Source organism: Acidobacteriota bacterium, from assembly GCA_028875725.1.
Lineage (GTDB): Bacteria > Acidobacteriota > Thermoanaerobaculia > Multivoradales > Multivoraceae > Multivorans.
Genome location: JAPPCR010000009.1, coordinates 1 through 14885 on the forward strand (window position 1 = coordinate 1; position 14885 = coordinate 14885).

Annotated in this window: 12 protein-coding genes; 3 read left to right on the forward strand and 9 right to left on the reverse strand. The window is 67.8% G+C overall.

Annotation, left to right across the window (positions count from 1 at the left end; translation table 11 throughout):
* From OXI49_10520 to OXI49_10540, 5 genes are all read right to left on the reverse strand, one after another.
* A partial coding sequence (locus tag OXI49_10520; protein MDE2690936.1) for a hypothetical protein occupies positions 1 to 468 on the reverse strand: 468 nt, incomplete at its 3' end.
* Between the two features lie 33 nt (positions 469 to 501).
* Complete coding sequence (locus OXI49_10525; protein ID MDE2690937.1) at positions 502 to 1023, reverse strand: hypothetical protein; 522 nt, start codon at positions 1021 to 1023, stop codon at positions 502 to 504.
* A gap of 13 nt (positions 1024 to 1036) precedes the next feature.
* Positions 1037 to 2206 (reverse strand): helix-turn-helix transcriptional regulator, encoded by a 1170-nt coding sequence (locus tag OXI49_10530; GenBank protein ID MDE2690938.1) that lies wholly within the window; start codon positions 2204 to 2206, stop codon positions 1037 to 1039.
* Positions 2203 to 3234, reverse strand: a complete 1032-nt coding sequence (locus OXI49_10535; protein MDE2690939.1) for a helix-turn-helix transcriptional regulator — start codon at positions 3232 to 3234, stop codon at positions 2203 to 2205. Before OXI49_10535 ends, OXI49_10530 begins: the two co-directional genes overlap by 4 nt.
* Before the next feature lie 134 nt (positions 3235 to 3368).
* A complete protein-coding gene (locus tag OXI49_10540; GenBank protein ID MDE2690940.1) occupies positions 3369 to 4523 on the reverse strand; it encodes a helix-turn-helix transcriptional regulator in 1155 nt (384 codons plus the stop codon).
* Positions 4524 to 4758: 235 nt separating this feature from the next.
* On the opposite strand from OXI49_10540, the gene OXI49_10545 reads away from it, so the two are divergent.
* Complete coding sequence (locus tag OXI49_10545; protein ID MDE2690941.1) at positions 4759 to 7800, forward strand: TonB-dependent receptor; 3042 nt, start codon at positions 4759 to 4761, stop codon at positions 7798 to 7800.
* 18 nt (positions 7801 to 7818) lie between these two features.
* Here the strand turns inward: OXI49_10545 and OXI49_10550 are convergent, their stop codons facing one another.
* Positions 7819 to 8997 (reverse strand): Xaa-Pro peptidase family protein, encoded by a 1179-nt coding sequence (locus tag OXI49_10550; protein ID MDE2690942.1) that lies wholly within the window; start codon positions 8995 to 8997, stop codon positions 7819 to 7821.
* Positions 8998 to 9115: 118 nt separating this feature from the next.
* Here OXI49_10550 and OXI49_10555 point away from each other — a divergent pair, with 118 nt between their 5' ends.
* Both OXI49_10555 and OXI49_10560 read left to right on the forward strand, forming a co-directional pair.
* The gene (locus OXI49_10555; protein MDE2690943.1) at positions 9116 to 10309 is read left to right on the forward strand and encodes an acyl-CoA dehydrogenase family protein; all 1194 of its coding nucleotides are present in this window, start codon (positions 9116 to 9118) and stop codon (positions 10307 to 10309) included.
* 28 nt (positions 10310 to 10337) lie between these two features.
* Complete coding sequence (locus OXI49_10560; protein ID MDE2690944.1) at positions 10338 to 11390, forward strand: acyl-CoA/acyl-ACP dehydrogenase; 1053 nt, start codon at positions 10338 to 10340, stop codon at positions 11388 to 11390.
* An 11-nt stretch (positions 11391 to 11401) separates the two neighbouring features.
* Here OXI49_10560 and OXI49_10565 read toward each other — a convergent pair whose 3' ends face one another.
* From OXI49_10565 to OXI49_10575, 3 genes are read right to left on the reverse strand one after another with little or no spacing between them, the layout of a single operon-like run.
* Positions 11402 to 12232, reverse strand: a complete 831-nt coding sequence (locus OXI49_10565) for a hypothetical protein (protein MDE2690945.1) — start codon at positions 12230 to 12232, stop codon at positions 11402 to 11404.
* Positions 12233 to 12242: 10 nt separating this feature from the next.
* Positions 12243 to 13586, reverse strand: coding sequence for a serine hydrolase (locus OXI49_10570; protein MDE2690946.1), 1344 nt, complete (start codon positions 13584 to 13586; stop codon positions 12243 to 12245).
* A gap of 14 nt (positions 13587 to 13600) precedes the next feature.
* On the reverse strand, positions 13601 to 14881 hold the full coding sequence (locus tag OXI49_10575) for a sialidase family protein (protein ID MDE2690947.1): 1281 nt from the start codon (positions 14879 to 14881) through the stop codon (positions 13601 to 13603).
* Between the last annotated feature and the right edge of the window lie 4 nt (positions 14882 to 14885).

Below are 14885 nucleotides of genomic sequence, written 5' to 3' on the forward strand. Positions count from 1 at the left end.
GGTGGAGGCCGCGATCTCACTGACTGTCCGGCCCTCCGCCAGCAGCGCGGCCACGCGGCTCTCGACCGGCGTCAGGTCGTACAACCTGGCGACCTGGCGCGTATCGACGCTCTGCTTGCCGCCGCCTAGCCTCGTCAGCAGGACTTGCACGGACACGCCGCGAGAGTCGAAGGTCGTATGGTCCGGCGCTACCGGGCAGGCACAAAGCAACAGCGGTTCGCTATCGGCCGGCCCACCGCAAGGATGGAGCGTCATCGAACCACCGACGCCCTTGCGGCAGCAAACGGAAAGAAGCCGGCCCAGCCTCGCAGCCGAGTCCGAACCTGGCGCCGACAACTGACCGTCCCGCTGCAGGATGACTTCGCCGGTTGCGAGCAGTTCCCGAGCGGGGGCGTTCGCTTCCAACACGCGACCGGTTCGGTCGAGGTAGAGCACCGCCAGACCGGATCGTTCGAGCAGACCGGTCAACGAAGCTTCTCTGGCGTCGGCCGACGCCAGCGCCTAGCGAACCCGAACGAAATGCCGAACGTGACGCAGGAGACGCTCGACGACAGCGATCTGTTCGGAACTCCAAACGCGGCCCATCGGCGCCGACAGACACCAGTGGATGTCCGTGTCATGCACGCCCTCGAGGCGCACGACAGCCTGGTTGTTGCTGCCGACTCGGGGCAGGAAACCGCAGTACAACGGCGACGTCTTCAGCTCGCGTTCGGTGAAGAGCTCCGTGTTGTGGACCAAACGTCCGTATGGCAGAGCCCGGAGGCGGGAACTGCGCTCATCTCGAGACGCGTAGTCCTGAACGTACGTCCGCTCCACGTCGTCGCGCGGCTCGCCGTGAATCAGGATTCGGCTGAACAGGAACTCCGAAGGCAACCCGCGCCGCGGAAGCACAGAGAGGTGACTGCCCTCGATGCGGGCTGCTTGGTCGATCAGCGCCGACGCAACAGGCCAGCGTTCCTCGTCGAGTGCTGCTTCCTGCAGCTCCCCGATAGCCCCCTCCAGCCGAGCAGCGACGGTGGCCACACTCACAGCACCGCTACCGTGGCCGCTCTCCGGCGGCCATCGACAGCACGAGTCGCACAAGGTCCGACTGCCGATGGACACCCAGCTTCGAGTGCAGGTTGCGCACGTGCCAGCGCACCGTGCTCTCCTTGCGGCCCGTGGACTCGGCAATCTCGCCCACCGTTCGGCCTTCCGCCAGCAGCACCGCCACCCCGCTCTCCGCGGCCGTCAGGTCGTACGCCTCCGCCAGCGACCGAGGATCGACGACGGGACCTGAGCCGGCCTCGGTCAGCAGCAGTTGCGCCGCGACGCCGCGCGTGTCGAAGCTCGTCAAGTCGGGACTCACTGGACAGGCCTGCAACGTCACCGGACCGGCATCGAGGGACTCACCGGTGGGCCGCACGGTCATCGAAGCGCCCACGCCGTCCAGGCAGCAGGCCGCAAGAAGCCGACCGAGCTTCGCATCGTCGCTGCGCCAGCGAGCACCCAGTTGACCGTCGCTCTTCGCGATCAGGCGGTCGCCGGCCCGCAACAGGGAACGGGCCGGCTCGTTGGCCTCCAGCACTCGCGCCCGGCTGTCCAGATGGATCACGCCGAGTCGCGTGCGATCGAGTAGTCCGGCCAGCGACTCGACCTGAGCGTTCGCAGCCGCCAGCGTCTGGCGCACATTGACGAACTGATGCACGTGAGGCAAGAGATGGTTGACGACACCGATCTGCCGCGACGACCAGTCACGGTCCGGCCGCGCCGAAAGAACCCAGACGATGTGATTGCCATGGAGACCATTCAGCCGAACGTTCATCTGGTTGTTGCTGCCGAACCTGGGAAGGAAGTCGCGATAGACAGCCGACGTCCGTTGCTCGGTCGGCGTGTACACCTCCCTGTTGTGAAGCAATCGTCCATTCGGCCAAGCCTCGAAGCGACGAACGCGCTCGTCCCGGAACGCGTACTCCTCGATGTAGGTCCGCTCGGTCTCAGGGTCGGGTTCGCCTCGAACCAAACAACTGCTGAACAGGAACTCGAAGGAACCGCCCCGCCGCGCCATAACCACGAGGTGATTCGAAAAGCCTCCGACGGCATCTTCGATCCGTGCCGACAGGGCGCTCCACCGCCTTTCGTCGAGAGCCGCCTGCTGCAGGCACCCAACGATTTCCTCCAGCCCGGAGGCAGCGGTCGCGGGGCCGCGCGGCGCCTTCGCGGTCACTGCTCCGCCGGCGCCGCAACGGCCGTCGACAGCACGAGGCGCACCAGGTCCGCCTGGCGATGGACGCCCAGCTTGGAGTGGAGGTTGCGGACGTGCCAGCGCACCGTGCTCTCCTTGCGGCCGGTGGTCGCCGCAATCTCGCTTACCGCCGCGCCCTCGGCCAGCAGCGCAGCCACCCGGCTCTCGGTCTCCGTGAGGTCATAGGTCACCGCGATGGGTGCGGGATCGATCGGTCCAACGGAGTGTGGTTCGGTCAGCAGTACCCGGGCGGCCACACCCCGAGTGTCCCAGTTCGTCAGGTCGGAAGGCACCGGAGAAGCGTGTAGCACCACCGGACCCGCGATGGAATCGTCGCAAGACGGACGGATCGTCATCGATCCGCCCACGCCCTCGCGACAGCAGGACGCAAGCAATCGGCCGAGCTTTGCGTCGTCGCTGCGCCAGCGGGCCCTCAGCCTGCCACTTCGCTCCCTCAAGCAACGCCCCGTGGCAAGCAGGCGACGTCCATGCGTGTTCACTTCCAACACGCGGGCCCGTTGATCAAGGAGGACGGCGCCCAGACCGATCGTCCCCATCAACTCGGTCAGCGAGGCGTCGCGGGCGTCCGCAACTGCCAGTGCTTGCCGGACACGCACGAAGTGGGCCGCGTGCGGAAGGAGACGCTCCAGGAAAGCCACCTGCTCCGACGTCCAATCAAGGCCAGCGGCTTTCGTCAAGGCCCAGACGATGTCGGTGTCGTGGAGTCCGTCAAGGCGCACGTTCAACTGATTGTTGGACCCGACCCGGGGAAGAAAGCTGCAGTAGACCGGCGACGTTCTCTGCTCCTGTTCCGTGTAGATCCGCCGGTTGTGCACCAGGCGCGCGTTCGGCAGATCCCGCAGCCGAGGCAAGCGTTCATCCCGGAATCCATACTCCTTGACGTAGAGCTCTTCGGCTTCTCCCATCGGTTCTCCGCGGAACAGACCCCGGCTGAACCGATACTCCGGAACGGAACGCCGTCCGGTCAGCACGACCAGGTGGCTGCCCATCAGGTCGCAAACGTCGTCAAGGGATCGTGAGACCTTTGCCCAACAGTCTTCGTCGAACGCCGCCTCCTGCAAGCCTGCGACGATTCCCTCGAAGCGAGACGCCGCAGCGGACCCGCCAGACCGTGCCCTGACAATCACTGCTGCCTTCCCGGATGCGTTTCTTCGTCCTCCGAGCCCACGCGCCGAACCGGCGGCGTCGCAGCCGCGGTCGAGAGCACGAGGCGCACCAGATCCGCCTGACGATGAACACCCAGCTTCGAGTGCAGGTTGCGGATGTGCCAGCGGACCGTGCTCTCCTTCCGACCCGTAGAGACGGCGATCTCGCCGACCGTACGGCCTTCCGCCAGCCACGCCGCCATCTCGCTCTCTGTCGGCGTCAAGCCGAGGGCCGCGGCCACGGGACCTGGATCGATCGGTCCGATAGAGCGAGGCTCGGTCAGCAGCACATGCGCAGCGACGCCGCGGGTGTCCCAACACCCCCGGTCAGGCGGGATCGGACAGGCATGCAGCACGAGCGGCCCGTCAAGGGCCTGGAGGCTCATCGAACCGCCGACGCCATCCCGGCAGGCGGCGGTGAGCAACTTGTTCAGCTTCGCGCCGTCCGCCCGCCAACGGGCTCGGAGCCGGCCGCCGCGTTCCGACAGGCAACGCCCCGCCTGCAGTATGGAACGCCCCTGCGCGTTCACTTCCAGCACGCGGCCCCTTCCGTCGAGGAAGACCACGCCCAGGCCGGCACTGTCGATCAGTCCAGCGAGGGACGTGGTACGGGTATCCGCTTCCGCCAGGGCCTGGCGTACGTTGACGAAGTGCTCGACATGGGGCAGCAAGCCGTTCAGGAGTGCGATGTGACCGGACGTCCAGTCACTGGAAGCCTCTCGAGTCAGCACCCAGACGATCTCGCTGTCGTTCCGGCCCGCCAAGCGCACGTTCAACTGGTTGTTCGAGCCGATGCGGGGAAGAACACCGGCGTACACGGGCGAGGTTTTCTGCTCGCGAGCGGTGTAGATCTCCGTGTTGTGGATCAGGCGCGCGTAGGGCAAGTCGGCCAGACGCGGCACGCGCTCGTCCCGAAACGCACACTCTTCAACATAGATGCGCTCGGCTTCTTCGTCAGCCACCCCGCGCCTCAGGAGCTGGCTGAATCGGAACGGCCAGGCCTCCCCAGAATCGGAGAGGACCGCCAGGTGGCTGGCCATCGCTCCGCAAGCGTCGTCGACTGCAGCCGAAGCAGCCGCCCAGCGGTCCTCGTCGAACGCCGCCTCCTGGAGCGTGGCTACGATGCTCGCCATCCGGCCTCCTGCGCCCGCCCCGGTCGAAGGCGCAGTCGTGCGAAGTGCAGCCGCCACACGGGGCTTGCTTGACCCTGACCCAAGGCTGACGCGATGCTGACTCAAAGGCTTGACTCTCAGCGTAGCGACGCCCACCAGTCGCCCGCAATACTCCCAACTGGGAGATCCGGACAGGGCGTTCGCCATCACAAGACGCGACCGTGCGCCGGCTGCGAGCGGCGATAGGGTCCGCCAAATGCGTAACCGTCTGCTTCTCGCGATTGCCGGTCTGGCCCTGGGCCTCGCCGCAACGGCCATCCCCGCAGCCGCCCAATCCGAGGCGACGACCGGCATCATCCGCGGCACGGTCCGCGGGCCCGACGGCGCCACCGTCGGGGGCGCCCTGGTTCTCATCCAGCACGCCGAGACCGGGTTCACGACATCCGTGGAGACCACAGCGGGAGGGACCTTCGCCCGCACTCTGCTGCCGCTCGGAACGTACGAACTGATCGTGACCAGGGACGACGAGGGACTGATGGAGCGGCTCGCCGGCCTGACCCTTCGCGTCGGCGAGAGCCTGAACCTCGACATCGAACTCAAGGAGGTCGTCGCCGAGGAGATCACGGTGTCAACGGACGCCTACGGCACGGCGGCCACCGAAGACGTTACGACCTCCCAGCGGCTCTCCGACGAGGTGATCGAGGGCCTGCCGGTGAACGGCCGCAACTTCTTCGACCTGACCCTGCTGACCCCGGGGGCCTCGCTCTCCCAGGGGCCGGACGGCGACGAACTGAACATCAGCGGCCAGCGCGGCATCTTCAACAACTTCATCGTCGACGGCGCCGACTTCAACAACTCCTTCTTCGGCGAGCAACGCGGCGGCCAGCGTCCGGCCTTCACCTTCAACCAGGACGCGATCCAGGAGATGGTGGTCATCAACCAGGGCGCGACGGCCGAGTTCGGCCGGTCGGCCGGCGGCTTCGTCAACGTGATCACGAAGTCCGGCACGAACGAGCTCGAGGGCACGCTGCACACGTTCCGGCAATGGGACGGGATCTCGTCCGAGCATCCTTCCGGTGAGGCGGCGAAGCCGGAGTTCGAGCGGCTGCAGTACGGCTTCACGCTCGGCGGGCCGGTCAAGCGGGAGCGCGTGTTCTTCTTCGGCGCGTACGACGAGCAGGACGCTTCGGAGACCAAGCAGCTCGTGCGCGGCGTCGCCGGGCCCGCCAACCTCGAGCGGCTCGACCGTTTCCTGCAGGACCGCTGGCCCGGCCTCTTCGACGACGAGTTCGGGCCCATCGAGCGCAGCGACGACAACCGCGCCCTGATCGCCAAGCTGGACTTCAACCTGAACGAGAGTCACCAGGCGTCGGTCAAGTACAACTACACCTGGTCGGAGCAGGAGAACGGCACGTTCGACGTCGACTCCTGGGGCCTGTCGGCGAACGGCATCGAGCAGGACTACTCGCACGCCGTCAACCTCAGCCTGCGCTCCCTCCTCAGCAACCGGACCTCGAACGAACTGCGCCTCCAATGGGCTCGCGAGCACCGTCCGCGGCGCTACGGCGGGCCGCTCCAGCCGGGAGTCGAGCCGCCGCCCCAGCCGCCCTACATGGCTCTGGGCGGCCGGCCCTTTCCGGACATCGCGATGGACTTCGCGGACGGCTTCCGCATCGGTCTGCCTTTCTTCCTGCCGATCGGCGCCGACGCGGCGGACGACCGGAAGCAGCTCGTCGACAACGTCTCGACGCTGCTCGGCGATCACCTGGTCAAGGCGGGGATCGAGGCGAACCGGACCGGCATCGCCCAGCAATTCCTGGGCTTCGGCAACAGCCGCTACATCTTCGACTCGGTGGACGGCTTCATCAACTTCATGGAACAGGGCAACCACTACGTGACCTGCTCCGACGGCACGAGCAGCGCCGCCGGCCACTGCCCACCGGGAACCGGGATCACCGGACCGGTCCTGCTCTACCTGCAGGCCGCGACCGTTCCCGGCATTCCGCCGGAAGACCTGGGCAAGCAGGCATTCGACGTCGACGAAGTCGGTCTCTTCCTCCAGGACACCTGGCAGGCGAGCGAACGGATCGTCCTGAATCTCGGGGTGCGCTGGGAGGGAACCTGGAATCCGGACCCGCTGATCGCCCCGCGCGACACCTGGTTCGCGCCCTACCTGGACGATCCGCGGTTCCCTTCGGACGGCACGATCCCCGACGATCTCGACAACTTCCAGCCCCGCCTCGGCCTGGTGTGGGACGCCTCGGGCGACGGCTCCAACGTGCTGCGGCTGAACGCCGGCTCCTACGTGTCGCGCATCCCCAGCCTGGTCCTGGCAGGTCCGCGCACGACGAACGGCGCCTTCCAGCAGGTCCTGTTCAGGAGCAGCGCCGCCTCGCCGGCGCTGGGCCCGGTACCGCCCATCGACCAGCAGATCGACGGCTCGGACACGGTTCCCTTCCTGCCCGACATCACCGTCGTCGACCGGGACCTGGAACTGCCGGAGACCTGGTCATTCGGCGCGGGCTTCGAGCGCCGGCTGGGCCGTGGCGTGACGGCCGAGCTCTCCTACCAGCACGCGCGAACCGACGAGCTGTTCCGCTTCGTGGACCGCAACCACCCGGGTTTCGGCGCGCCCTTCGGCATCGGCACCCATCCGGGCGGCGGCGGCATCAATGTCCTGAACAACACGGAAAGCTCGGCGCGCTCCCGCTACCACGGCCTGACCGCCACCCTGCGCGGGCGGGGCGCCTTCGACGGCCTGCTCACGTTCGAGGTGAACTACACCCTCAGCCGGGATCGCTCCGACGACGACAACGAGCGGGACCCCTTCACGTTCCGCTACGCCGATCCGACGAACCTCGGACCCGAGTTCGGCTGGTCCGACCGCGACCGCCGGCACCAGGTCGCGGGCTATCTGCTCTTCGCCCTGCCCGGCGAGGTCCAGTTCAGCAACGTGTTCCGCTACCTCTCGGCCTCGCCCGTGTCGGAATCCTGCGCGGAACCCGGTCGAAGAGCCGCCCAGCCGTCCGACCGCATCTGCGCAGGCGGGCGCATCCTCCAGCGGAACACGCTACGCCGCGACAACGACTTCCTGACCTGGGACGTCCGGCTTTCGCGCCCATTCACCCTCGGGCCCGGCATCACGCTCGAACCGGTCTTCGAGATCTTCAACCTGACGAACGCCGACAACCGCCTCGACGCCTCCCAGGGCTCCCTGCTCTTCAACTTCGACGGCACGATCCGCAGTGGCCTCGGCGACAGCCGCCGCGGCCAGATCGGCCTGCACCTTCACTTCTGAAGGGGCGCTGTCGAGGGCTCAGGCTCCGAGGATCCGCAGCTCCCTCGGCGACGACGTGAGCAGGTCGCAGCCCTCCGCGGTGACGCGTACGTTGTCCTCGATCCGCACGCCGCCCCAACCTTCGAGATAGAGGCCCGGCTCGATGGTGAACACGGCCCCCTCCTCGACAACGTCGGTGTTGCCCGCCATGACGGACGGCGGCTCGTGGATCTCCAGACCCAGGCCGTGCCCGGTGCGATGGGTCATGAACTCCTTGAAGCGCGCGGCGCGCAGGTTCGCCTGGCAGTTCTTGTGGACGTAGTCGTAGGTGACGCCGGGACGTGAGGCCGCCACTCCGCGGATGTTCGCCTGCAGCACGGCCTCGTAGACCTCCCGCATGCGGTCCGTCGGCGAGCCGCTGACGACGAACGTGCGGGTGATGTCGCAGTGGTAGCCGTCGAACGACGTGCCGAAGTCGATCAGCAGGAACTCGCCCTCCTCCATCTGCCGCTCGTCGGGGACTCCGTGGGGCAGCGCGCTCTTCGGACCGCTGAGAACGATCGGGCCAAAGGAGATGCCGCCTCCGCCGCGGCGCAGCAGCTCACTCGAGAGCTTGGCCGCGATCTCGCGCTCGGTGCGTCCCGGCTTGACGTCCCGCAGCGTGAACTCGAGCGCCGCCTCGGCGATCTTCGACGCCTGCTGGATCGCTTTCGCCTCCTCGTCGCTCTTCTTGAGCCGCAGTTCGCTCACGATCGATTCGGCGCTTTCGAGCCTCGCCTTCGGAAGCTCGCGGGACAGGTGCTGGACTTCCATGAAGCGCAGGCTGAGCGGTTCGACCGCCACCCGCGCCGCCTTCCCGAGATCCTTGAACGCGGCGGCCGCGGCTTTCTCCGGACCGTCCGCGTCGTCCCAGAGATGCACCGACTCGACCGCTGGCGCAACGCTCCGGAAGTTCGCCTCCTCCAGCGCGGGAACGATGGCCACCGGAGCGTCGGCGGTCGGCACGACGAGCAGGAAGAGCCGCTCGTGCCCGTCGAAGTGGTGGCCCAGGAGCCATCTCAACGTAGCTCCCGGCGTCAGCACCACGGCGTCGGCGCCGGATGAAGCCGCGGCCTGCCGCAATTGCTCGAGACGCACGGCATCGCGGCTCGAGGGCCTCGCTGCGCCGGCGTCCTCGGTCCCTTCCGCGAGCCCTTCTGCCACCGTGTCGTCGCCCATCTTGTCGTCGCCACCCTTCCCGAGGTTGTCCTTCGACGGAGTGTCGAACCCGACAGCTTACTCCGAACGCTCCAGGGTGCTGACGAGGACCCCCGGGCGCGATAAAGTCGCGCCCATCATGGACACATCGATCGGCTCCGAGTACGACTCCCTCCGCGAGGAGATTCGCTCCTTCCTCACCGCCAATGAGGACGTTGCCGTCCCGGCCGGTCCTGGCTTCGGCGGTGACGCATCGCAGATCCGTGAAAGAACCCTGGAGTGGCAGAAGCGGCTCTTCGACGCCGGCTACGCCGGCCGCACGATCCCCAAGCGCTACGGCGGCGCCGGCCACGAGCCCGATGCCCTCGCGAGCCTGGTGATCGAGGACGAGTTCCAGAACGCCGGGATCTCCCTTGGGATGGAGAACCAGGGCACCGGAATGTTCGTCCCGACGCTGCTGCACTTCGGCCGCGAGGACCAGAAGCAGGACCTGATTCGGCCCACGATGCGCGGCGAGCTGATCTGGTGCCAGGGGTACAGCGAGCCGGGATCCGGCTCCGACCTGGCATCGCTGCGGACCTCCGCGGTGCTCGACGGCGACGAGTACGTGATCAACGGTCAGAAGATCTGGACCAGCGGCGCTCGCGAGGCCGACATGATGTTCGCCCTGATTCGCACCGAAGCGGACGGCGGAAAGCACGGCGGCATCAGCTACATCGTCCTGTCGATGGACACTCCCGGCCTCGACGTGCGCCCGTTGATGACGATGACCGGCGACGCCTCCTTCAACGAAGTCTTCTTCACCGACGTGCGGGTGCCCGCCATGAACGTCGTGGGCCGCCCCGGCCAGGGCTGGGAGGTCGGCACCTACACCCTGCGCTTCGAGCGCAACATGCTCGGCCGCTCGAACACGACCGAGAACTACCTCGCCGGCTGCGTCGACATCCTGCGCGAGACCGGCCTGATCGACTCGCCCGTCTACCGGGACCGGCTGCTCAAGCTCGAGGGCCGGGTGCAGGCAATGAAGTACCACCAGTTGCGCCTTCTCACCGACAGGTTGAAGAAGCGCGACTCCGGCGCCGGTGGACTCATCGTCAAGCTGAACAGCTGCCAGTTGAACTACGACGTCTGCGCCCTGGCGATCGACGCGATGGCCGAGCGCGGCGTCCTGAAGCGCGGCTCGAAGCACGTGCGCGACTACGGCAACTGGCAGCGCAACTACATGTACGCCCTCGGCCTGATCATCGGCGGCGGCACCGCCCAGATCCAGAAGAACATCATCGGCGAGCGGGGCCTCGGCCTGCCGCGGGAGCCGAAGCCGGCAGCGGCCTGACGGCCGGGCCCACAAGGAGTCCTCGAACATGGACTTTGGACTGACGCAGCCGCAGGAGCTGCTCCGAGACTCGATCGCGCGCTTTCTGGCCCAGGACGTGGGCGTCGAGCGCGTCCGCCAGGTGATGGACTCGGAGTCCGGCCGCGACGCGGCGATCCACGGCCAGCTCGGCGACCAGGGCATCACGGGTCTCCTGATCGACATGGACCTGGGCGGTTCGGAACTCGGGATGCAGGAGGCGGCGATCGCCGCCCAGGAGATCGGGCGCGCCGCGGCGCCGGTGAACTTCCACTCGTCCTACGTCCTGGCGCCGCTGCTGATCGCCGGCGCCGACGCCGGCGAACGCCGAAGCGCCCTGCTCGAAGGGATCGCCGAGGGGAGGACCCTGCTCACGCCGATTCTCGACGCGCCGATCGAGAGCGGCCGGGTCGACGGTTCCGTTCTCTACCTGCCCGACGCCACCTGGGCGGACGCCTTCCTGCTCGAAGACGGGGGCAGTCTGCACCTGCTCGACGCGACCACGCCGGGCATCGACGTGGAGCCCCTTCAGACCGTCGACGACACCCGCCGGGTCGCCGAAGTCACCTTCTCCAACGTCGACCTGGGCGCGGCCGAGAACCTCGGCGGCAACTCCGACAGCACGCGGCGAGCCGTCCATGCGGCCCAGATCGCCCTCGCCGCCGACGCCCTGGGCGCCGCCCAGAAGGGGCTGTACATCGCGGTCGAGTACGCCAAGGAGCGCAAGCAGTTCGACCGCATCATCGGCTCCTTCCAGGCGGTCAAGCACATGTGCGCAGAGGTCCTCACCGAGGTCGAGCCGGTCCAGTCCCTGCTCTGGCACACCGCCGACGTCTGGGACGACGGATCGGACGAGATCGACCACCTCGCTCCCCTGCTCAAGGCCCACGCCACCGACGTGGCCAACCACGCCGTCACCATGACCACCCAGGTCTTCGGCGGCATCGGCTTCACGCACGAGTGCGACATGCACATCTTCTACAAGCGCGCCGGCTACGACCGCCAGATGCTGGGGAATCCGACGGCGCTGCGGGAAGAGGCGGCGGCGGTGATGTACGGCTGAGGCGGACGCCCTCAGTCCGCCGCGCCGAACAGCCGCACCATGCTCACCGTCACGCCTATCCCCTCCGCCTCCACAGCCGAGGGCACGGTGACCCGGACGTCCGGAAAGTCGGCCACCCAGGACTCGTCGCCGTACTCGCTGTAGGTCGCCTCGAATCGCAAGGCGATCCGGCGGGCGTACTCGCCGCTGCCGAACCGCTTCTCCAGACCGACGCCCCAGGTGGTGGCGACCGCATCCACGTCGCGGCCGTCGGCCCCGGAGACGAACTCGGAGGCTGAACACGGCTCGGCGTTCAGACACCCTTCGAAGGTCGTGCTGAAGCGCGACTTGAAGAGGCGAACGCCGCCGAGCAGGTAGAGGCTCACGTCCCGGGACTGGAGCGAGTCCGGCAGGAAACCAAGCCGCAGGGTCAGCCCGTAGCTGCGCTTCTTGTCGAGGGACCACGCATCGGGCCAGCTCTCGCCCAGTTGCTTGTGTTCGGGCGATGTGCCCACGCCGGCGAGCCGGCCATCCGGCTCGCCGCTGTGGAACATGACGTCGAGTTCCGTACTGAGGTACGCGCCGCCGGCGCCGGGGGCCGTGCGGTAGCCAACGATGAAGCCGGCCGCGAGATCCACCGTGTCGGCGGAGTCCTGATCGTGGAAGACCATGCCGCGCCGCGGCTCGGGCACGAGGGTGTCCGGATCCGTGTTGTCGACGTTCTTCGAAAAGGTGGCGTCGAACTGCTCGGCCGAGGCTGTGTAGCCGGCATAGAAGCCGCCTTCCTGGGCAAGAGATTCTCCGGCCAGGATCAGCAGCGACGCGGCGCCGAGGCCCACTGCCCTGAGCTTGCGCATCTTCATCTCCTCGCGCCTACTCCACGATCGCCTGATAGGTCAGCACTTCCATCGTCGGACGCAGGGGATAGGTGCCGGTAGGCAGCAACTGGGTCAGCACCATCGCGACGAGGTCCTCCTCCGGATCGACGAGGAAGTCGGTCGAGGCGGCGCCGCCCCAGCCGTAGGTGCCCGGCGAGGCCGGCAGACCGGTCAGTCCGGTGTCGGTGATCGAGTAGCCGCCGAGGCCGTAGCCCATGCCCTCGCTCATCCCCATGTCGAGATTGAGGCTCGACATCGGCGACGGCCCGTAGGCCGCTCCCAGGTGGTTGTCCATCATCAGGGCCACCGTCTCCGGTCCGAGGATCCGCACCCCGTCGAGCTCGCCGCCGTTCGCCAGCATCTGGGCAAAGCGCAGGTAGTCGCCGGCGGTGGCGACCAGGCCGGAACCGCCCATCTCGACCTTCGGCGGCTTGCGGTAGGCGCTGGCCTCGGGATCGTCGAAGACGACGATGCCGCCCTCGGGCGTCGGCGCGTAGTTCACGGCGAGACGATCGAGCTTCTCGTCCGGAACGTAGAAGTCCGTGTCGACCATGGCCAGCGGGTCGAAGATGCGCTCCTTCAGGAAGTCCCGGAAGCTCTGCCCCGAGACGACTTCGACCACCCGGCCCGCGACCTCCAGCCCGACGCTGTAGTTCCAGGCGGTGCCGGGGTGAGCGAGCAGAGGCTGCTTCGCCAGCTCCCGGACATAGTGCGCCAGGTCGTCGTGGGGAACGGCGTCCGCCGAACCCTCGAGTCCCGCCGTCGCGTAGCTGGCGGCCACCGGGCTGGGGATGAAGGTGTAGGTCAGCCCGGACGTGTGTGTCATCAGGTCGCGGATGACGATCGGCCGTCGCGGCGGCTCCGTCTCCATGTCATCGCCGTCGCCGGAGACGTAGACCTGCGTGCCGGCAAACTCGGGAAGGACCTGGGACAGAGGCGTCGACAGCAGGAAGTGGCCCTCCTCCCAGAGCATCATCAGCGCCGCCGAAGCGATCGGCTTGGTCATCGAGTACATGCGGAAGAGCGTGTCCTCGGTCATCGGCTCGCCGGCCTCGACGTCCTGGTAACCGCTGGCCTCGAAGTGCACGACCTGACCGTCGCGGGCGACGACGGTGATCACGCCGGACAGCTTGCCGTCCGTCACGTAGCGTTCGAACACCGGCCGGATCCGCTCGAGCCGTTCGCTCGACATGCCGGCGCTCTCGGGCGTTACGCGAGGCAGGCCCGCAAACGTGCCGGCGGCGTCCGTGCTGTCCGCCTCCTGTGGCGCGCACGCGGCGAGCAGGGCGGCGGCAAGGATGGAAGCGAGAGCGCCGCTGAAGATCTTTCGCTGGTGCATGTTCAAGTCCTCTCTCAGTCGTCGCCGAGCAGCCAGGTCTCATCGAAGCTGACGTGCTTGATGCTCTTTCCCTGGCCGCCGTCGTCGAGTGCGCCGGCGACGTGGTAGCTGTAAGTCACGTGGATGCGGCCGTCCCGCGCCTGGACGACGGACGGGTAGTGGTAGCGGCCGACGCCCTTCTCCTCGCGCTCGATGTAGCGCCTGCGCTTGAAGGTCCTGCCCTCGTCCTCGGAGACCGATACCGCGAGCCGGTAGCGGCCGTCCGGGATGTCGTTGTGGACGACGATCCAGCGGCCGCTCTCGAGCTTCAGGACTTCAAGGCCGGCGCCGGTCTCAACCAGGTCCGGGTGGTCGCGGGCGATGGACCACGTGGCGCCCAGATCCCGGGACTCCGCGACGTGAGCCCGCTTGGGCGGCGGGCCGTTGTCGCGCATGTAGGCGACGAGGGTGCCGTCGTCGCGAAGCGCGAAGGTGGGCTGGATGTTGCCGCCGCCGATGATCGGCTCGCTCATCGTCCAGGTGTGGCCGCCGTCGTCGCTGTACGTGGCGGAAGCGAAGCTGAAACCGTCCGAGTAGAGCCCCAGAAGCAGCCGCTGGCCCCCTTCGGGAAGCGGCAGGATGACCGGATGGGCGCGGGTGAACCAGCCGATGCGGCGGGTCAGCTTGTCCGCCGCCTGCTCCAGATTGCGGGCCGCCCACTGCCGGGCCGACTCCGGTGCGGCAGGATCCCTGGCGTCCGCGAAGCCGAGGCTCCGGAAGTACTCGTCCGTCCTCTCAGCCACAAGGTCGTGAAAACCGTCGCCGGGCTTCATGTGGAGCACGTCCTGCCACTGCCACACCGGCGGCCCCGGCCCGTCGAAGTCGGTCGAGACCTTGACCTTCATCAGCGCGCTTTCCCACAGGTTCGCCTGGATCGTGGGCCAGAACAGCCACAGCCGGTAGCCGCCCGCGCTGACCGGCTCGACCAGCAGGGTGCAGTTCGTGTCGGGAAATCCTGGCGTGTCCGCGAGCAGGAAAGGCTCGCTCCAGGCAGTGCCACCAGCCCGGAGGCGGGCGCCCATGATCCGCACGTCGTCGGATCGCCGCTCGCCCGATCCATGGAACCAGGCCACCAGCAGATCGCCGTTCGGAAGTTCGACCACGGAAGAGCCGTGGTTGTGCCAGTGCTCGAGCGGGAAGATCAGCTCCCCCACCGGACCCTGGGCATCCGATCCCGCCTGGGCGGAGGCCGGCACGGCCGCGAGAATCGCGGCCGACGCGAGGACCACGGCCAGCCGGATCGGCTCAACTGCCACGAGC

What these genes read in the sequence shown, in the direction of transcription:
- OXI49_10535 (MDE2690939.1), bottom strand. Translation starts at nt 3,234, where the DNA reads ATGGGCAGCCACCTGGTCGTGCTGACCGGACGGCGTTCCGTTCCGGAG.
- OXI49_10540 (MDE2690940.1), bottom strand. Translation starts at nt 4,523, where the DNA reads ATGGCGAGCATCGTAGCCACGCTCCAGGAGGCGGCGTTCGACGAGGAC.
- OXI49_10545 (MDE2690941.1), top strand. Translation starts at nt 4,759, where the DNA reads ATGCGTAACCGTCTGCTTCTCGCGATTGCCGGTCTGGCCCTGGGCCTC.
- OXI49_10550 (MDE2690942.1), bottom strand. Translation starts at nt 8,997, where the DNA reads ATGGGCGACGACACGGTGGCAGAAGGGCTCGCGGAAGGGACCGAGGAC.
- OXI49_10555 (MDE2690943.1), top strand. Translation starts at nt 9,116, where the DNA reads ATGGACACATCGATCGGCTCCGAGTACGACTCCCTCCGCGAGGAGATT.
- OXI49_10560 (MDE2690944.1), top strand. Translation starts at nt 10,338, where the DNA reads ATGGACTTTGGACTGACGCAGCCGCAGGAGCTGCTCCGAGACTCGATC.
- OXI49_10565 (MDE2690945.1), bottom strand. Translation starts at nt 12,232, where the DNA reads ATGAAGATGCGCAAGCTCAGGGCAGTGGGCCTCGGCGCCGCGTCGCTG.
- OXI49_10570 (MDE2690946.1), bottom strand. Translation starts at nt 13,586, where the DNA reads ATGCACCAGCGAAAGATCTTCAGCGGCGCTCTCGCTTCCATCCTTGCC.